The organism is Isoptericola maris (assembly GCF_048065335.1).
Lineage (GTDB): Bacteria > Actinomycetota > Actinomycetes > Actinomycetales > Cellulomonadaceae > Isoptericola > Isoptericola rhizosphaerae.
On sequence record NZ_JBLUNY010000018.1, the window covers coordinates 14,394 to 32,638 of the forward strand.

Sequence of the window (18,245 nt, forward strand, 5' to 3'; positions counted from 1 at the left end):
GGCCGGCGCGTGGTGCGCCCTAGTATCGGGCTCGACGGCGCCGCCTGATGGCGCCCCAGGGGGCGTTTGACGGTGTCACTGGCGACATCAGCGCCAGGCACCGAGGATGGCACGAGTTCTTTTCGCAAGATCCCGTGTTCAGACATCGTCAGGAGACCGCCAGATGAGACGAATCTTGGGTCAGCTGGTGAAGAAGGCCGCACCCGCGAGACACCCGCGGCCGCCGATGATGGTGGGGTTCGACGGTGAGGCAACCGATGCCTGGCTGACGATCTCGGCCCCCCGGGACGGTCGCGCCCCGCGGCTCCTGCTCATGGGTCGGACGACCGGCCTGGAGCTTCGGGTCCCTTTGACGGACGATCCCCGGGGCTGGCAGGCCCACGTCACGGACGAGGACCTCGCCGTCTTCGAGGGCGAGACGATCGACCTCTACCTCGTCCAGACGGCCGAGTCAGCCTCGCGTCGGCGGCGGGTCGCGGGCGGAGTCGATCTGGAGCCCTTCGCCGCCGAGGGGCAGCCGCGGCGCTGGTACACCACGGTCGAGGGCAACGTCAGCGTGCGGCGACGGAGGGCCGCCGAGGTGATCGCCGAGTCCGGCACCTTCGACGTCGACCACTACCTCGGCGAGGTCGCTCGTTCATCGATCGTCGCGATCCCCGCGGGTATGGACCCGATCGAGCACTATGTCGCCAAGGGTGCCGCCGAAGGGCTCGACCCCTCGCCCATGTTCGACACCACGTACTACCAGCGGATGAACCCGACCGTGCGGCGCAACCCGCTGGCCCACTACTGCGAGTACGGCTGGCAAGATCTGCGCAACCCCTCTCCCGAGTTCGACACGTGGTGGTACTGGTCCAAGCACCTCGACCCGGGAGACGACAGCGTCAACCCGCTGGCCCACTACCGCGAGACCGGAGGTCGCCAGGGCCTCTCGACGCGACCCGAGCCGTCACCCTCGCGCAGGCTGGGCACCGGTCACCGCTTCCCCGAGGGGCGTGACGTACGGCGCGTGTGCCTGTTCGCCGGGTACGACCCGCAGGGCGTCGTCGACGACTACGTGGTTGCCTACGTGCGCGAACTGGCCCGGCACGCCGACGTGTACTACCTGGCTGACGGCGAGATGCCGGACCCAGAGCTCGCCAAGCTCGCGGGGCACACCGAAGGCGCCTGGGCCGAACGTCACGGCGAGTACGACTTCGGCTCGTACTCGCGGCTCATCGAACGCATCGGCTGGTCCACCATCGAGCAGTACGACGAGCTCATCCTCGTCAACGACAGCGGCTACCTGCTGCGGCCGCTCGACGACGTGTTCGAGCAGATGGACCGCAGGGCGTGCGACTGGTGGGGGCTGCAGGCGACGAAGGGCATCTTCCGGACCCGTCACGTACCGGTGAACCGGTTCCACGAACCGATCCCGATGGAGTCCGTGCGCGGGCCGCTGCTCGACCGGTTCGAGCAGGACTACACCTACGACTTCCTGGTCGGCTCCTACTTCCTTGCCTATCGCACGCCCGTGATCCGGGACCCGGAGTTCCGCCGCTATCTCGCTTCCGTGGCTCACCAGGAGAAGAAGCATACGATCGTCCAGAAGTACGAGATCGGGCTGACGCGGTGGCTCATCCATCACGGTCACCCGTTCGACACGTTCGTCAGCAAGCTCTACCCCCTGCACCCCGTCTACACCCGGTGGTACTTCCGGCTCCTGGACGAAGGATTCCCGCTGCTCAAGCGGCTCTTCCTCACCGGCAACCACTACGGAGTGCCACGTCTCGCCGACTGGGCGGACCGCATCCGCCGCAAGATCCCTGATGCCGACATCGCCACCATCGAGCGCAACCTGGCGCGCGTCGCCGACCCCGAGACACTGCGCCGCAACCTGTCGATCGGCAGCGAGACGGGCATCGAAGACCTCCCGGTCCCCGACGAGCTCCTCACGCCGGACGAGTTCGCCGAGGCGGACCGGCTGAGCCCCAAGCACGCCGACTGGTGGGCCTTTCCCGTCTGCGGTTTCTCGCACGTCTTCTCCGGCAACGAACGCGCTGTCTTCGAGGAGGTGAAGGATGACCCATCGATCCGCAAGATCGTTCTCACCCGCGACAAGGACGTCGTCGTGGACGGCGTGAACGTCGAGGTCGTGCCGCTGGAGAGTCCGGAGGGCCAGCACCGCGTCATGCGGGCCGGCACGATCTTCATCAAGCACAGCCGCTACCGCAACGTGGTGCACCCGGTCTCGAGCGAGCTGCACAACCTGATCCAGCTCTGGCACGGGATCCCTTTCAAGAGGATCGGCTACGCCTCGGCGGACTACCTCGGCAAGCTCGATCGCGTCGACGCGGACCAGGAGCAGTACCGGGCCGTGATCGCCTCGTCCAAGGTCGACTCGCTGGCGATGACGGCGGCGTTCTACCCCCTGACGTTCCACCAGGTGTGGATCACCGGACTACCGCGCAACGACTTCATCCTGCGCGACGAGGAGCAGCTTCCCGCAGATCTTCGCGACGAGCTCGGCAAGCTTCGAGGGCTCGTCGGCGACCGGCGGCTCGTCCTGCTCATGCCCACGTTCCGCAACGCGGCCGACGGCGGTGCGTACCGGTTCTCGCCCGATGAGCTCGTCCGGCTCAAGGAGTGGCAGGAGACCCACGGTTGTGTCCTGGGCGTGCGCGAGCACATGGCCGACACCGGCGGGATGTACGGCTCGCAGCTGGCGGACCTGGAGACCATCGACCTGTCGCCCGACGAGTTCCCCGACGTCGAGGTCCTGTACCGCGAGTCTGCGGCACTGATCACCGACTACTCGAGCGCCTTCATCGACTACATGCTCACCGGCAAGCCCATGGTGAGCTTCGCCTACGACGACGAGGCCTATCAGCTCGAACGCGGCGGGTTCTACGACCTGGACCTCGTCTTTCCGGGGCCGATCTGCCAGACCTTCGACCAGCTCCAGGACGCCCTGGACGGTCTCTTCGACCGTCCCGTCGACGAGTCGTACGAGTTTCGGCGCCGGCTCTTCTTCGACCACGTCGATCACCACAGCGCGGCGCGGGTCGTCGAGCGCGTGCGGGACCTCACCGAGGCGCACGGCGTCGGCAAGCCCCTGGGGGAGCGGATCGCGTGAGGCCGCTGGACCGGTGGAAGAAGCGCCTCATCCGGCCCGAGTCGGCCAGGAAGGTGCCTTCGGCAGCAATGTCGGTGGACACGGACGGCGTGCGTGTCGCCACCCTCCGGACCGTCCACGCGACGTCGCTGGCGGTCAAGGGTGGACGGCTGGACCAGACGCGCAGGTCGAGAGGGAGGGTCCGCCTCCTCTGGGAGCCGGGATCCGATCTCGGGCTGCTCCTGGGAGAGGACACAGAGCATGAGTTCGGTCTCGGGACAAACACGCCACGGGCCCTCGCGCACCTGGTGAGGCTGGACTGGCGTTCAGAGACCACCGTCGCGGTCGGGGACCTGTGGACGAGAACCTGGCTGTCCCCGGCGCCGGTCGACGGCGACCCGGACGTACCGCGGATGCGACCGGGCGTCACCTCGATCGGCACCGACGAGACGCTCGAGCTCGAGCCGTCCGGCGCGGGGACGGCGCGCGTCGGCAGCGCCGCGGGCGCAGGACCCGACCTGACCTCGGCCGCCACCGTCTACGTGCGGACCCGCGAGCTGCGGCAGCATGGGGGAGTGCGGACGTCGGACGTCCTCGCCGTCCTCGCGGACCCGGACGTCGCAGCGGCGAGAACGGCCTTCTCGACCATGCTCCCGCTCCTCTCGCGGGACGACCTGGTCGAGCTGGCGGAGACGGTCGTCGGGGACGACGCCCTCGTCGTAATCCTCGCGGACCTCTTTCCCACCGACCCGTGGACGACGCGGTCGCTGCCCGACCTGAGGGCCTGGCTCGAGGACCGGGACCGGGACACCGACGTCGTGCCCTGGCGCACGAGAAAGGTCGGTGCGGAGCTCGACGTGGTGTGGTCTGCGGGCCCGGGAGACGTCGCCGCCTCGTCGGGCGAGATCGTCGCCTTCTACGCCCGTGGCCAGGTCCGTCCCCGCCGTCGCGTCTGTGTGGTGGCGACGGCGCGGAACGAAGGGATCTACCTGTTGGAGTGGCTGGCCTACTACCGCGCGCTCGGCGTGGACGAGTTCTTCGTCTACAGCAACAACAACGACGACGGCTCTGACCGGCTGCTCTCGGCGCTCGCAGAGGCCGGGACGATCCGATGGCTGGACAGCGAGATCGGCCCGGGGACGAAGGCTCAGGCCAAGGCGTACGCCCACGCCTTCTCCGTGCTCCCTGACGTGCTCGACTTCGAGTGGGTGATGACCGTGGACATCGACGAGTTCCTGGTGCTCGACCCGGCGATGTTCGACGGTCTGGCCGACTTCCTCGACTGGCACCGGGCACGCCAGACGGACGTGGTCGCCGTCAACTGGGTGGTGGTCGGACCCAGCGAGCTGACCGGCTGGGCGGACGACCTCGTCACGCGGCGGTTCCCTGCCGCCGTCGCGCCCGTGGACGCGCACATCAAGTCGATCTCTCGACCCGGCCGCGTCCTCGGGTCGCAGCCGCACTTCCCGTACACGACCGAGCGCGAGCGCCTCGCCTTCCGTGAGGCGACGGGCGAGCCGCACACCTGGTTCACCTCGACCCTCTCGCCGCACCTGGTGCAGGCCCAGTCGGACCACCCGTCCTCCGGGCACGCCGCGCTGCACCACTACGCGCTGAAGTCGGCCGAGGAGTTCCTGTGGAAGTTCTCGCGGAACCGGGGCGGGCGCGTGGTCGCCACGGACGACGAGGGCATGGCCCTCACCTTGGAGGAACGGTTCGTCAAGAGGTTCCTCAAGCAGTTCCGTCAGGACGCCGGGGACGTCCGGCCGGCGATCGAGTCGACGGTCCCGCGCCTGGAGCAGGAGATCGAGGCGCTCCGGCGTCTCGACGGAGTCGCCGCGGCAGAACTGCAGGTGAAGGAGATCTTCGTCGAGCGGTCCGCCCGTGTGGTCGAGGCGTACCGCACCCGCCTCCGGGACGATCTCGGCGATGCCGGTCGGGAGCTGTTGCGCATCATGGAAGAGGAAGGGAACGCAGATGCCTGATGTTCTTCGCCGAGGCGCCTGGGTCGTGGGGTGGTTGGCCGCCTTGACGGCCATGGCAGCAGGACTGGCCGGCTCCACCCACCTCGCCCTCGTGCTCCTGGCGCTCGCGATCCTGGCGACGGGTGTCGCGGCCTTCCTGTCCTTCCGAGCCCTTGCCGACGTGGTGCGCGAGGCAGCCACCTCGCGGGCCGAGCCGCGGGGTCTTGAGGCCGCGGAGGTCGAGGAGATCGTCCAGCGCCGCATCAAGCCGGTCAGCTCGGGCATCGCGGCGCTCGTCCGGCAGATCGACCACCAGCCGTACGTGCACACCGAGCTGCAGCGCCGGTACGCGCAGCTCATCGGCTCCACCGACGAGCCGATGCCGGTGCTCGGCGCCAACTGGGCCGCGACCGCTCCCACCGTCCTGTTCCTCGTGGACGAGGTCCTGGGCCGCGACGCCCGGCGCACCGTCGTGGAGTGCGGGTCCGGGGCCTCCACGCTGTGGACCGCGGCAGCCCTGCGCCACCGCGCCGACGGCGGGCACGTCTGGTCGCTCGAGTCCGACGCCGTCTATGCCGAGGTGACCCGGGAGAACCTCAAACGCCACGGTCTGGAGGCCTGGGCCACCGTGATCGACGCCCCGCTTGTCGAGACGTCGGTCGACGAGCTGGGCACCGCGCAGCCCTGGTACGACCTGTCCGGCTGGCCCGAGGGGGTCACCGACGCCGACCTGCTGTTCGTCGACGGCCCGCCCGGCGTGACGGCCCGGTTCGCCCGGTTCCCGGCGGTGCCGCGACTGGTGCCGCACCTGCGGGACGGCGCGCTGGTCGTCCTGGACGACACGAACCGCCCCCACGAGCGGGAGGTCGTCCGGCGGTGGAAGGCTCTCGACGTCGCAGGTCGGCCGCTGCGCGTGGTGAAGACGGTCGGGCGCAGCACCGTCCTCGAGGTCGGACGGCGCCAGGACGACGGCGCGACACCGACCCGGTGAGGCGGAGCACCGGGTCGACCGGTGCGAAGATGGACGCTCGACAGGCGATCGACGGCAGATCGCGGAAGAGGGGTGCTCATGGCCGGCTCGACGCGCGGCGCAGGGCTGCGCCGTACCGTCCGGTCGACCGGCGGGCGGATCATCCGCCGTCTGGGGATGCTGCCTGGCGGCATACCCGACGGACTGGGCGAGGACGACGCGCTGCAGGGCACCACGCTCTCGGCGCGCGCCGTCGTGTTCTTCGGCGACCCCCCGGAGAGCATGTACCAGATCCGCCAGTGGTACACCGCTCTGGAAGCGTTGAACCGCCGTGTGCCGCTGGTCGTCATCGCCGGGGACTCACGCACGGCCCGTCTGCTGCGCACCGAGTCGTCGCTCCGGGTCGTCACGGTGGCGCAGCACGCGACGCTGGACGAGATCCTCACCGGCAGCGACGTGCGGCTCGCCCTCTACGTCAACCACAGCCCGCAGAACTTCACGATGCTGAGCTTCGGAGGTCTCGTGCACGTGTCGCTGCTGCACGGCGACTCCGACAAGACCGTCTCCGTGTCGAACCAGCACAAGGCGTACGACCTGGTCTTCGTGGCGGGCCAGGCCGCCGTCGACCGCTTCGCCCGCAACCTGCCGTACTTCGACGCGGCAGCGCGGTGCGTGCCCGTGGGACGGCCGCAGCTCGACGTGCTCGGCCCGGACCCGGTCTCCCGGGCGGCTGCCGAACGCTCGACGGTCCTCTACGCGCCCACGTGGGAGGGCGCGAACCCGTCGGTCGCCTACGGGTCGGTGGACGTGCTCGGGCCCGAGCTGGCTCGCGCGGTGGTCGCGGACCCCGGGCTGCGCCTGCTGTATCGCCCGCACCCGCTGACCGGTGTCCGATCGCCCGCCTACGCCGCGGCCGACGCCGAGGTGCGGGAGGTGGTCGAGACGGCGGCCGCCGCCGATCCCTCCCGCGGCCACGAGGTGCGCACCACGGGTGAGATGGCAGCGACCTTCGCGGAGGCGGACGTGCTCGTCTGCGACATCTCGGCCGCTGCGACGGAATGGCTGCCGACCCTGCGTCCGCTCGTCGTCACCGACGTCGCGGCACCGTGGGCGACCGTCGCGACGACGCCGCTGCTGCAGGTCGCACCTCGGCTCCGGGTGGACGGCATCGAGGACGTCGCCGGGCTGCTGCGCACGGCGACGACGCAGGACCCGGCGCGTGAGGAGCGCCGTCGGCTCGTCGAGTACTACCTCGGCGACGTGACGCCCGGCGCGTCCCTCGAACGGTTCGTGGCGGCCTGCGAGGCGGCCATCGAGCGCCACGAGAGGGAGCTGGGTCGCCTCGTGGAAGCCAGGGCGGACGACGAGCGACGCACGGTGGACGGGACACCACCCGGCGCCAGCCCTCGCTAGGATCCGAACCATGTCTGCACAGGGCGGTACCAAGGCCGTCGTCGCCGCACTCCTCGCCAACCTCGGCATCGCGATCACCAAGTTCGGCGCCTGGGCGCTGACCGGTGCGTCGTCCATGCTGGCCGAGGGCGTGCACTCGCTCGCCGACTCCGGCAACCAGGCGCTGCTGCTGCTCGGTGGGCGGGCGGCCAAGCGGGCCGCGGACGAGGAGCACCCGTTCGGCTACGGACGCGAGCGTTACGTCTATGCGTTCGTCGTCTCGATCGTGCTGTTCGCCGTCGGTGGCCTGTTCGCGCTCTACGAGGCGTTCCACAAGTGGCAGCACCCGGAGCCCATCGAGGGGCGCTGGTGGTGGGTGCCGCTCGCGGTCCTGGTCGCGGCGATCGTCATGGAGTCGTTCTCGTTCCGTACCGCGATCGTCGAGTCGAACGCCGTACGGGGCCGCGCCTCGTGGGTGGAGTTCGTGCGGCGGGCCAAGCAGCCGGAGCTGCCCGTGGTGCTTCTGGAGGACCTGGGCGCCCTCGTGGGCCTGGTCCTGGCCCTGTTCGGGGTGAGCCTGACGCTGCTGACGGGCGACGGGCGGTGGGACGCCGCGGGCACCGCGTGCATCGGTGTGCTGCTGGTGCTCATCGCGATCGTCCTCGCGATCGAGACGAAGTCCCTGCTGCTGGGTGAGTCCGCCACGCGGGCGCACGCCACCGCGATCAGGTCGGCGCTGGTCGGCGAGGGCGTCCGCTCGATCATCCACCTCAAGACGCTGCACCTCGGCCCGGACGAGCTGCTGGTCGCGGCGAAGATCGAGGTGGACGAAGCCACCACCGCAGCAGACGTCGCGCGCGCCATCGACGCGGCGGAGTCCCGGGTGCGTGCCGCCGTCGACATCGCCCGGGTCATCTATCTGGAGCCGGACCTGCGGCACGCCGGGAAGACCTCTGACGGGGACGCCGTCGCTCCGCGCCGGATGCCCTGACGCACCGGGCCGAGGTGCGACGCATACGACGGCCGCATGCGAGGCTGCCACGTGGCTGCCTGACCGAGTAAGATGGATGCCATGGCCGCGACGACACGACGAAGGATCCACCTGACGGAAACGGCACGGCTGGCGGCGATCATCGACCGGAACGCCATGGCAGGCGAGCCGCGCGCTGCCACGGTGGCGCGCCTCGTCGAGAAGGCAGACCTGCTGTCCGCCCAGGACGAGGACTTCCTCGTCTTCCACCCGGACCGCCCGACGATCACCACGGAGCAGGTGGCCGACCTGTTGGACGAGGACGACGCCGACCTCGTCCGGGGGACCACGCGTGACTGACCGGGTCTGCTTGCCGGACGTCAACGTCCTGTTCGCCGCTCACGTCGCGGCGCACGTGCACCACGCGACGGCCTTGAGCTGGTTGCGGGGCGTCCCGGCGTTCGCGACGTGCGCGACGACTGAGCAAGGGCTGGTGCGGCTGCTGTCGAACGCCGCCGCCAATCCCGGAGCGTCCACCGCTGATGCGCTTGCTGCGTTGGCGCGGGTGCGCGCACGCCGCCAGCATCAGTTCTGGCGTGACGACACAAGCCTTGCGGAACCGGCCGTCGACCTGTCCCGCATGGTCGGGCACCGCCAGGTGACGGACTTCCACCTGCTGAACGTGGCGGCGGACCGTCGTGGTGCGCTCGTCACGTTCGACGCGAAGATCGAGCATGCATTGTCGCCGTCGGACCGGCGTCATGTCGTGACGCTCGCCGGCTGACCGAACGGGCCGTCTCGTGGACATGTTCGCGGGCTATCGCCCCGCCGCGTACCCCTGCGCGCCGCGCGAGTTCGCGGCGGCCCCCAGCACGCCGGTGGCCGGGTCGCGGGTCACCGCGGACATCCGCCCGAGCGACCACGGCCCGGCCTCGGTCAGCACGTGCCCCCGGGCGGCGAGCCCGGCGAGCACGTCGGCCCCGAGCCGCGTCTCGACCACCGCCCCGCCGGGCACCCACGTGCGGGGCCAGAACGAGTCCGTCATCGACGTGGTGTGCAGGGTGGGCGCGTCGATCGCCTGCTGCGGGCTGTAGCCCCCCACCAGGACTCGCAGGAGGAACGGTAGCTGCCACTGGTCCTGCTGGTCGCCGCCCGGCGTGCCGCACGCCATCACCGGCGTGCGCACGCCCTCGAAGGATCCGAGCACCAGCGTGGGCGAGAGCGTGGTTCGCGGCCTGCGGCCCGGCTCGAGCCGCGACGGCGACGCCTCGTCCAGCCAGGTCATCTGCAGCCGCGTCCCGAGGCAGAACCCGAGCCCGGGAACAGTCGGCGAGGACTGCAGCCAGCCGCCCGAGGGCGTGGCGCTGATCATGTTGCCCCACCGGTCCACCACGTCGAGGTGGCAGGTGTCGCCGCGGGTGGTCCCGTTGGTCTGGACGGTCGGTTCGCCCGCGCCGGCGCCACCCGTCGCTGAGGTGCCCGACGTCAGGTCGGCAGCGGTGCGCAGCGGCGCCAGGGGAGCGGTCCGCCCGGGGACGACGCCGGGGCGCACCTCGTGCGAGGCGCTCTCGCCGACGAGGGCTCGTCGCTCGGCGGCGTACCGCGGGGAGAGCAGGTGGTCGAGCGGCACGTCGGTGTCCCCGTACCAGGCGTCCCGGTCGGCGAGGGCCAGCTTGAGAGCCTCGAGGATCGTGTGCGCGCCGCGCTCCGTCGCCGGGTCGAGCCGTTCGTCACCGGACCCGCCGAACCCGTCGAGGATCCGTAGCGCCTGCAGCAGCACGGGCCCCTGGCCCCACGCACCGGTCTTGACGACGGTGCGCCCACGGAACTCCGCCGTCGTCGGCTCCTCGTAGCCCGCCTCGAAGCGGGCGACGTCGTCGGCCGTCAGGACTCCGGCGTGGTCGCGGCCGTCGGAGTGCCGGTGCGGCGTCGCGACGAACGACTCCACGGCTGTGCCGACGATCTCGCGCCAGGCGCTGCGCGCGGCGTCGACGCCGGCCTCGCGGGAGGGCGCGGCGTCGGCGGCCTCGGCCAGCCGCTCGAGGACCGAGGCGTACTCGGGGTTCGTCACGAGCTCGCCGGCGCGAGGGCCCCGCCCGCCGGGCATCCAGCGCTCGGCCGAGGTGGGCCAGTGCTCGGTGAACAGCCCGGCGACACGCTCGACGGTGGCGGCGACGGCCCCGAGCACGGGGTGCCCGTCGCGGGCGTAGCCGGCCGCGTGCGCCAGGACGTCGCGCACGGTCCACGTGCCGTGGTCGCGCAGCAGGAGGAGCCAGGCGTCGACGGCGCCCGGGACGGCGGCGGCCAGCGCACCGGCACCGGGGACCAGCTCGAGCCCTACTGCGTCCCGGTAGTGCTCGATGCTCGCGCCGGCCGGTGCCGGGCCCTGTCCGGCGAGGACGGTAGGGACGCCGTCGGACGCCGCGAAGACGCCCGTCATGTCCCCGCCGGGCCCGTTGAGGTGCGGCTCGACCACGTGCAGCACGAACGCGGCCGCCGTGGCGGCGTCGAACGCGTTGCCGTCGCGCTCCAGGACGGACTGGGCCGTGGCCGTGGCGAGCCAGTGCGTGGTGGCCGCCATGCCGAACGTGCCCTGCAGGTCGGGACGGGTCTGGTGCCGGTCCGGCGGGGTGAAGCTCAAGGTCGCCCTCCTGGGGTGCCGTCTGTCGAGGTGCGGCCGCGGGCGTGGCCGAGCACCGTGACCGTCAGGGTGATGGCCGCCGCCAGGGCGACGCCCCAGGCGACGTGGGCCTGCAGCAGGAGCGCGCCCGCGCAGGCTCCCGCGCCGATCAGCGCGATCGCCGCGACGCGCCGCCAGACGTGCCTGCCGTGCCCCCCGACGAGGCGCGAGTCCATCGCCAGGCCGGTGATGGCGCTGGTCACCACCACGGTGGTGATCTCCTTGACGGCCAGGTGCCGGGCCGTGGCGGCCTGCAGGCCCATCGCACCGGCGAGGGAACCGGTGACGGCGAGCTGGACGCCGTACGGCATGCCGCCGTCGAACACCGCCAGGGCCACGGTGATCGCGACCAGCAGCCCGCCGACGACGCCGAACAGGACCGTCGTGCGTCCTGTCCAGCCGACGTCCTCCGAGCGCACCACCAGCCCACCGAGGGCGGCGCCGGCCAGGAAGGTCGCGAAGGCGAGCAGCGGGCCCACGACGGGCAGGTCGTCCGCCCCGGCGAGCGCCATGCCCAGGATGACGATGTTGCCGGTCATGTTCCCCGTGAATACCCGGTCCAGGCCCAGGTAGCCGACGGCGTCGGCGATGCCGGTGGAGAACGTCAGCGCCAGCATGAGGCGCAGGTGGAGGCGGTCGCGGTGCACGCAGGTCACTCTATGGGTGCCGTCGGCGACGGTCATCACGGGCGATATCTGGGATATCTGAACCCCAAAGTGTGGTCGATCTCCCTGATTTGGTCACATGGTGATAAAGATCATCGGGGGACCGGGTGAATTCGTGCAGGACCCTCAGAGGTGTGGCCTACGCTCGTGCAAAGAACGTGAATGTCGACTCGCGGCGCGAGCCGCGGGCGCGGGTTCACCACCCGCTCGGGCACGTCCACCGGCGGTCCCGACGGCAGCAGACTGTCCCCGACCCGGGAGAAATGTGCCAGCCATCGAGGCAAGTGGCCTGACAAAGATCTTCGGACGCCGGCCGCAGCGCGGTGTCCGCATGCTGAACGAGGGCGCGGACCGCGCGCAGCTACGCAAGGAAGGCCTGACCCCCGCCGTCATCGACGCGACGTTCGACGTGGCGCCGGGCGAGATCTTCGTGGTGATGGGTCTGTCGGGGTCCGGCAAGTCGACGCTGATCCGCATGGTCAACGGCCTGCTGGAACCGACCGACGGTGTCATGCGCATCGACGGCCAGGACGTCACGCACCTGTCCGCCGCCGGCCTGCGCGAGGTGCGCCGGACCAAGGTGAGCATGGTGTTCCAGCACTTCGCCCTGCTGCCGCACCGCACCGTCGGCGAGAACGCCGCCTACCCGCTGAAGCTGCGCGGGGTGAGCAAGGCCGAGCGCGAGGCGCGTGCCGAGGAGTCGCTGGCCATGGTCGGCCTCAAGGGCTGGGGCGGCTCGCTGCCGTCCGAGCTCTCCGGCGGCATGCGCCAGCGCGTCGGGCTCGCCCGGGCGCTCGCGGCCGGCACCGACATCATGCTGATGGACGAGGCGTTCAGCGCCCTGGACCCGCTTATCCGCAAGGAGATGCAGGACCAGCTCCTCGAGCTCCAGGCGGAGCTGGGCAAGACGATCCTCTTCATCACCCACGACCTCAACGAGGCCATGCGCCTCGGTGACCGCATCGCGATGATGCGTGACGGCCGGATCGTCCAGGTGGGCACCAGCGAGCAGATCCTCAACGAGCCGGCCACCGACTACGTCGCGCAGTTCGTCGCGGACGTCGACCGGTCGCGCGTGCTCTCCGCGGGCGACGTGATGGAGCGTCCCGTCGCCGTGGTCGGCCCGGAGTCCGGCCCGAAGGCCGCGCACAAGCTGATGCGCGAGCACCAGGTCTCCTCCCTGCTCGTGACCGGCCGCGACCGTCGGGTTCTCGGCATCGTGTGGGAGCAGGACGTCGCCGACGCGGTCCGTCTGGGCAGCGACAGGCTGCCGGTCAGCGACGAGACCGTGGCCCAGGTCGCCCCGGACACGCCGCTGGCGGAGCTGTTCCAGTACGCCGCGGCCAGCACGGCGCCGCTGGCGGTGGTCGGCGCGGAGGGTCGCCTGGACGGCGTCATCCCGCGGGTGACGCTGCTCAGCGCGCTCGCCGTGCCGAGCAGGGAGAGCGCCGCCAGCCCGGCCGACGGCGTGGACGACGGTCCCACCGACGGCGAGCCCGTCCTCGACTCCGCAGGAGCACAGTGATGTTGCCGATGTCCACCCCCGACACCACCAGCATCCCCAAGGTGCCGATCGGAGAGGTCGTCGACAAGGGGATCGACTGGATCGACGACAACCTCGAGTGGCTGCTCGACGGGATCGCCCTCGTGACGTCGTTCCTGGTGGACGGCATCGCGGAGCTGTTGATGACGCCCTCCGCACTCGTCATGGTCGGGCTGTTCACCCTGCTCGCGCTGGTCGTGCGGTCCTGGGGGCTGGCCGTCTTCACGGTGCTCGGGTTCCTGCTCGTCGTGAGCATGGAGATGTGGGAACCCGCGATGGAGACGCTCAGCCTCGTGCTGGTCGCCGCGCTGATCGCGCTGGTCGTCGCGATCCCCGTGGGGATCCTCGCCGCGCGCAGCGACACAGTCAGCACGTTCATGCGACCGGTCCTCGACTTCATGCAGACCATGCCGGCGTTCGTCTACCTCGTGCCCGTGGTCGTCTTCTTCAGCATCGGCGTGGTCCCCGGCGTCGTCGCCACGATCGTCTTCTCCCTGCCGCCGGGCGTCCGGCTCACGGAGCTGGCGATCCGCCAGGTCGACGCCGAGACCGTCGAGGCCGGCGAGGCGTTCGGCGGCACCTCCTGGCAGATCCTGCGGGGCATCCAGCTCCCGCTCGGCCTGCCGACCATCATGGCGGGCGTCAACCAGGTCATCATGCTGGCGCTGTCGATGGCGGTCGTCGCCGGCCTGGTCGGCGCGGGCGGGCTCGGCGGCGTGGTCGTCTCGTCGATCTCCACGCTCAACGTCCCGCTCGGCATCGAGGGCGGCCTGTCCGTCGTGATCCTCGCGATCTTCCTCGACCGCCTCACCGGCGCCATCGGCCAGCCCACGGGCCGGTCGCTGGTCGCCATCCTCAGCAGCCGGAAGGGCGACGGCGCTCGAGCCGCCACCGCTGGCGCGGTCTGAACCGCCGCACCCCACCTTGCTCCAGGACACCATCCACCGACACGGAAGGAGCTCACCCATGAGCACCCACCGCAAGAACTTCCGCCGCCAGGGCGTCGCGATCGTCTCCGCCGCCGCACTGGGCCTGACGCTCGCCGCCTGCGGCTCGGACGAGGGCTCCGACGCCGGCACGGGCGGCGACGAGAACGCCGAGGGCGACAAGAGCATCACCCTGGGCTACATCGCCTCGTGGACCGACGGTCTGAGCACCGCCTACCTGCTGGACAACGTGCTCTCGGAGGCCGGCTACGACGTCCAGCACCAGGACATCCAGGAGGCCGGCCTGCTCTACACGGCGCTCGCCGAGGGTGACGTGGACATGTACCCGTCGGCCTGGCCCGAGGTGACCCACGCGCAGTACATGGAGGAGTACGGCGACTCCATCGAGGACATCGGCGCCTACTACGACAACGCCAAGCTGACCATGGCGGTGCCGGAGTACACCGACATCGACTCGATCGCCGAGCTCGCCGACAACGCCGACATGTTCGACGGCACGATCACGGGCATCGAGCCCGGTGCCGGTCTGACGGCGGCCGTGCAGGACAACGTCATCCCGACCTACGGTCTGGACGAGGCCGGCTACGAGCTGCAGACGTCCTCCACGACGGCGATGCTCACCGAGCTGGAGCAGGCCACGGAGAACGAGGAGGACATCCTCGTCACGCTGTGGCAGCCGTTCTGGGCCAACGCGTCGTACCCGGTCAAGACGCTCGAGGACCCGGAGGGTGCGCTCGGTGAGGCCGAGGCCCTGCACTTCCTCGGCACCGACGGCTTCGCGGAGGACCACCCCGAGGTCGCCGACTGGATCTCGCAGATCAAGCTGGACGACGCGCAGTACGGCGCCCTGGAGGACTCGGTCGTCAACCAGCACCCGGACGACCCGGCCGCCGGCGTCGAGGCCTGGCTCGAGGCCAACCCCGACGTGATCCCCGCGTTCGAGGGCTGATCCTCACCACGTGAGGCGTCGCTGCACCGCAGCACCCGAGCACGACGGAGCGCCCGTCCCGGATGACGTCCGGGACGGGCGCTCCGTCGTTCCTCGGCCTCCTGGTCCCGCCGTGGCGAGGGGACGTCAGGCAGCCACCCGCGACTGCTGCACCTGGGCGATCGCGTCGCGGCCGTGGTGCACGCTGTCGTCAGGGACCCTCGGTGTCAGCGGACGTCGAGCCAGATCAGGGGTCAGGGCGCTGGTCACGGCGCGGCGCAGTCGCGTCGCGAACGGCCGCTCCACGGCGTAGTAGATGGCCGCGGCCAGCAGCATCGAGACGGCGGTCGCGGCGGTCAGCGCGGTCCAGGTGCCGTAGCCGTTGCTGCTCAGCAGCTCCGTGACGGCCCAGCCGAACTGGGTGTGCACCAGGTACAGCGGATACGTGAGCGCGCCGGCCAGGACGCACAGCGCCGCGAGGTGCCGGTTGTGGAGCGTGGCCCACGGCTGCACGGCGAGCCAGACGGCGCCGACGACGGCGAGGAGCACCGCCACGGCGACGCCGCCGTGGACGGGCACGCCCTGCAGGCCGCTCGCCTGGTGGGCGGAGGTCGTGACGCGGTCCACGGAGAGGCCGAGGAGGAGCGCGAGCGCGCCGAGGTCGACGAGGAGCGCGCGGCGAGCGACGCCGTCGGGCACGGTCTGGTCGCGGTGGGCCGTCACGTCCTGCCAGAGCAAAAACAGGACCATCCCGATGCCGAAGTAGACGGAGTGGCGTACCACGAGGTGCTCGGCGACCTCCGGGTAGCCGAAGCCCTGGACCAGCATCCCGGCCGCGGGCCACGCGAGCGCCAGGGTCAGGGCGCGGACCCGGGTCAGCGCGCCGAAGAGCATGAGCACCCCGACGAGCACGTAGAACTTGAGCTCCACGAGCAGGGTCCAGTAGACGACCTGCGAGAGCTCCGCGCCGAAGACGTCCGGCGCCATGGTGAGGTTGAGGAGCGTGTCGCGGAGGCTGAGCTCACGGCCGCCGGACCAGAACGTCTGGAGGACGGCGGTGGCCAGCACGCAGGCCCACAGCCCGGGGTAGAGGCGTCCCGCGCGCGAGCCGGTGAACTGTGCCGGCGTGCGGCCCTGGCTCGACCACAGGATCGCGAACCCGCTGATGACGAAGAACGCCTCGACCGCCAGCCATCCGTAGCGGGAGACCTGGTTGAGCCCCTCGAAGAGTGTGCTGACCTCGGTGCCCCAGTACTGGCTCGCGGTCGGCGTGGCCGTGAAGTGGTAGACGACGACGGCGAACGCTGCGCCGAACCGCAGCACGTCGAGCAGGTGCTTGCGCGGTGGCGGCTGCGTCGTCTGGGGCGTCGAGGTCATTTGATCAACCATAGATCACGAATCGATAACATTCGAGCCCGGGGCAAGCGTGGGTCCGACCTACTACCCTGGGACGTGGGCGTCCTTCGAGGTGCGCCCACAGCGCCGACGGGAGCCCCCAGCGCGCGACAGCACCGACACGTCCCCAGGAGGCACCCATGACCGACACCGCCACGGCCACCGCTGCGCAGCCGACCCCCGGCTTCGACGAGGCCCCCGGCCGCTACAAGGTCCGTTCACTCGCGCTCGCCGAGGCCGGCCGCCACCAGATCCGGCTCGCCGAGCACGAGATGCCGGGCCTGATGGCGCTGCGCGAGGAGTACGGCGAGGCGCAGCCCCTCGCCGGCGCCCGCATCGCCGGCTCGCTGCACATGACTGTCCAGACCGCCGTCCTCATCGAGACGCTCACCGCGCTCGGCGCGGAGGTCCGCTGGGCGAGCTGCAACATCTTCAGCACGCAGGACGAGGCCGCGGCCGCCGTCGTCGTCGGCCCCGAGGGGACGCCCCAGGACCCCCAGGGCGTGCCCGTGTTCGCCTGGAAGGGCGAGTCGCTCGAGGAGTACTGGACCTGCACCGAGCAGATCCTCGTCTGGCCGGCCGGAGAAGGCCCCAACCTCATCCTGGACGACGGCGGCGACGCCACGATGCTGGTCCACCTCGGCCTGCAGTACGAGCGCGCGGGCGTCGTGCCGCCGAACACGCTGCCGGGCGAGCCCGACCACACCCAGGAGATGAACGTGGTGCGCGACCTGCTGCGCAGCGCGCTCGAGGCCGACCCGCTGCGCTGGACCGGCGTCGCCGAGCAGATCGGCGGCGTCACCGAGGAGACCACCACCGGCGTGCACCGCCTGTACCACCTGGCGGAGGCGGGCGAGCTGCTCTTCCCGGCGATCAACGTCAACGACTCGGTCACCAAGTCCAAGTTCGACAACAAGTACGGCATCCGTCACTCGCTGCCGGACGGCATCAACCGCGCCACCGACATTCTCATCGGCGGCAAGGTCGCCTTCGTCGCGGGCTACGGCGACGTCGGCAAGGGCGCCGCGGAGGCGTTCCGTGGCCAGGGTGCGCGCGTCGTCGTCTCCGAGGTCGACCCGATCTGTGCGCTGCAGGCCGCGATGGACGGCTTCCAGGTCGCTCGGCTCGAGGACGTCCTCGACCACGCGGACTTCTTCATCACCACCACCGGCAACTTCGGCGTCATCACCGCCGAGCACATGCTCGCGATGAAGGACAAGGCCGTGGTCGGCAACATCGGCCACTTCGACAACGAGATCGACATGGCGGGCCTGGCCGAGGTGCCCGGCGTGGTCAAGACCGAGATCAAGCCGCAGGTCCACGAGTGGACGATGCCGGCCGGCAGCGGCCCGGCCGGCGCGGACGGGCCGCGCGCCGAGCGGTCGATCATCGTGCTGTCCGAGGGGCGCCTGCTCAACCTCGGCAACGCCACCGGTCACCCGTCGTTCGTCATGTCCAACTCGTTCGCCAACCAGGTGATCGGCCAGCTCGAGCTGTTCGCGGACATGGCCCGCCCGGCCGAGGATCGGCAGTACGAGCGCCAGGTCTACCGACTGCCCAAGGTCCTGGACGAGAAGGTGGCGCGCCTGCACCTCGACGCGCTCGGCGTGCGCCTGACCGAGCTCAGCAAGGCCCAGGCCGACTACCTCGGCGTGCCTGTCGAGGGGCCGTTCAAGCCGGACCACTACCGCTACTGA

14 protein-coding genes are annotated in these 18,245 nt (G+C 70.9%); 11 read left to right on the plus strand and 3 right to left on the minus strand.

The features are described from left to right. Positions 1-163 precede the first annotated feature (163 nt). From ACH5HR_RS16830 to ACH5HR_RS16860, 7 genes are all read left to right on the plus strand, one after another. Positions 164-3,115, plus strand: a complete 2,952-nt coding sequence (locus ACH5HR_RS16830) for a CDP-glycerol glycerophosphotransferase family protein (protein WP_416478994.1) — start codon at positions 164-166, stop codon at positions 3,113-3,115. Between the two features lie 287 nt (positions 3,116-3,402). Continuing rightward, positions 3,403-5,079 (plus strand): glycosyltransferase family 2 protein, encoded by a 1,677-nt coding sequence (locus tag ACH5HR_RS16835; RefSeq protein ID WP_416478996.1) that lies wholly within the window; start codon positions 3,403-3,405, stop codon positions 5,077-5,079. A 52-nt stretch (positions 5,080-5,131) separates the two neighbouring features. Continuing rightward, positions 5,132-6,049 (plus strand): O-methyltransferase, encoded by a 918-nt coding sequence (locus tag ACH5HR_RS16840; protein ID WP_416478998.1) that lies wholly within the window; start codon positions 5,132-5,134, stop codon positions 6,047-6,049. A gap of 78 nt (positions 6,050-6,127) precedes the next feature. Further along, positions 6,128-7,441 carry a CDP-glycerol glycerophosphotransferase family protein gene (locus ACH5HR_RS16845; protein ID WP_402375867.1) on the plus strand — a complete coding sequence of 438 codons (1,314 nt, stop codon included), beginning with the start codon at positions 6,128-6,130 and terminating at the stop codon, positions 7,439-7,441. A gap of 10 nt (positions 7,442-7,451) precedes the next feature. Continuing rightward, on the plus strand, positions 7,452-8,411 hold the full coding sequence (locus ACH5HR_RS16850; protein ID WP_416479000.1) for a cation diffusion facilitator family transporter: 960 nt from the start codon (positions 7,452-7,454) through the stop codon (positions 8,409-8,411). Between the two features lie 81 nt (positions 8,412-8,492). Next, positions 8,493-8,750, plus strand: coding sequence for a hypothetical protein (locus tag ACH5HR_RS16855; RefSeq protein WP_416479002.1), 258 nt, complete (start codon positions 8,493-8,495; stop codon positions 8,748-8,750). Continuing rightward, a complete protein-coding gene (locus ACH5HR_RS16860) occupies positions 8,743-9,174 on the plus strand; it encodes a TA system VapC family ribonuclease toxin (RefSeq protein WP_416479004.1) in 432 nt (143 codons plus the stop codon). The genes ACH5HR_RS16855 and ACH5HR_RS16860 overlap by 8 nt, the downstream gene beginning before the upstream one ends. A gap of 33 nt (positions 9,175-9,207) precedes the next feature. Here the strand turns inward: ACH5HR_RS16860 and ACH5HR_RS16865 are convergent, their stop codons facing one another. Continuing rightward, positions 9,208-11,031, minus strand: coding sequence for a gamma-glutamyltransferase family protein (locus tag ACH5HR_RS16865; RefSeq protein WP_416479005.1), 1,824 nt, complete (start codon positions 11,029-11,031; stop codon positions 9,208-9,210). Further along, positions 11,028-11,717, minus strand: a complete 690-nt coding sequence (locus tag ACH5HR_RS16870) for a YoaK family protein (protein ID WP_416479006.1) — start codon at positions 11,715-11,717, stop codon at positions 11,028-11,030. Before ACH5HR_RS16870 ends, ACH5HR_RS16865 begins: the two co-directional genes overlap by 4 nt. A gap of 349 nt (positions 11,718-12,066) precedes the next feature. On the opposite strand from ACH5HR_RS16870, the gene ACH5HR_RS16875 reads away from it, so the two are divergent. Genes ACH5HR_RS16875 through ACH5HR_RS16885 form a run of 3 tightly spaced genes read left to right on the plus strand, consistent with a single transcriptional unit; the run spans position 12,067 to position 15,174 of the window. Continuing rightward, entirely contained in the window at positions 12,067-13,260 is a 1,194-nt protein-coding gene (locus ACH5HR_RS16875) for a quaternary amine ABC transporter ATP-binding protein (protein WP_416479008.1), read from the plus strand. An 8-nt stretch (positions 13,261-13,268) separates the two neighbouring features. Beyond that, positions 13,269-14,186, plus strand: coding sequence for an ABC transporter permease (locus ACH5HR_RS16880; protein WP_402375853.1), 918 nt, complete (start codon positions 13,269-13,271; stop codon positions 14,184-14,186). 58 nt (positions 14,187-14,244) lie between these two features. Beyond that, entirely contained in the window at positions 14,245-15,174 is a 930-nt protein-coding gene (locus ACH5HR_RS16885) for a glycine betaine ABC transporter substrate-binding protein (RefSeq protein WP_402375852.1), read from the plus strand. Positions 15,175-15,300: 126 nt separating this feature from the next. On the opposite strand, the gene ACH5HR_RS16890 is transcribed toward ACH5HR_RS16885, so the two are convergent. Beyond that, positions 15,301-16,530, minus strand: a complete 1,230-nt coding sequence (locus ACH5HR_RS16890; protein WP_416479010.1) for an acyltransferase family protein — start codon at positions 16,528-16,530, stop codon at positions 15,301-15,303. Between the two features lie 158 nt (positions 16,531-16,688). On the opposite strand from ACH5HR_RS16890, the gene ahcY reads away from it, so the two are divergent. Beyond that, positions 16,689-18,245, plus strand: coding sequence for an adenosylhomocysteinase (ahcY, locus tag ACH5HR_RS16895; protein ID WP_416479013.1), 1,557 nt, complete (start codon positions 16,689-16,691; stop codon positions 18,243-18,245).

Coding starts and splice junctions, on each gene's coding strand:
- ACH5HR_RS16830 (WP_416478994.1), top strand. CDS start 164: ATGAGACGAATCTTGGGTCAGCTGGTGAAGAAGGCCGCACCCGCGAGA.
- ACH5HR_RS16840 (WP_416478998.1), top strand. CDS start 5,132: ATGGCAGCAGGACTGGCCGGCTCCACCCACCTCGCCCTCGTGCTCCTG.
- ACH5HR_RS16845 (WP_402375867.1), top strand. CDS start 6,128: ATGGCCGGCTCGACGCGCGGCGCAGGGCTGCGCCGTACCGTCCGGTCG.
- ACH5HR_RS16850 (WP_416479000.1), top strand. CDS start 7,452: ATGTCTGCACAGGGCGGTACCAAGGCCGTCGTCGCCGCACTCCTCGCC.
- ACH5HR_RS16855 (WP_416479002.1), top strand. CDS start 8,493: ATGGCCGCGACGACACGACGAAGGATCCACCTGACGGAAACGGCACGG.
- ACH5HR_RS16875 (WP_416479008.1), top strand. CDS start 12,067: ATGCTGAACGAGGGCGCGGACCGCGCGCAGCTACGCAAGGAAGGCCTG.
- ACH5HR_RS16880 (WP_402375853.1), top strand. CDS start 13,269: ATGTCCACCCCCGACACCACCAGCATCCCCAAGGTGCCGATCGGAGAG.
- ACH5HR_RS16885 (WP_402375852.1), top strand. CDS start 14,245: ATGAGCACCCACCGCAAGAACTTCCGCCGCCAGGGCGTCGCGATCGTC.
- ACH5HR_RS16890 (WP_416479010.1), bottom strand. CDS start 16,530: ATGACCTCGACGCCCCAGACGACGCAGCCGCCACCGCGCAAGCACCTG.
- ahcY (WP_416479013.1), top strand. CDS start 16,689: ATGACCGACACCGCCACGGCCACCGCTGCGCAGCCGACCCCCGGCTTC.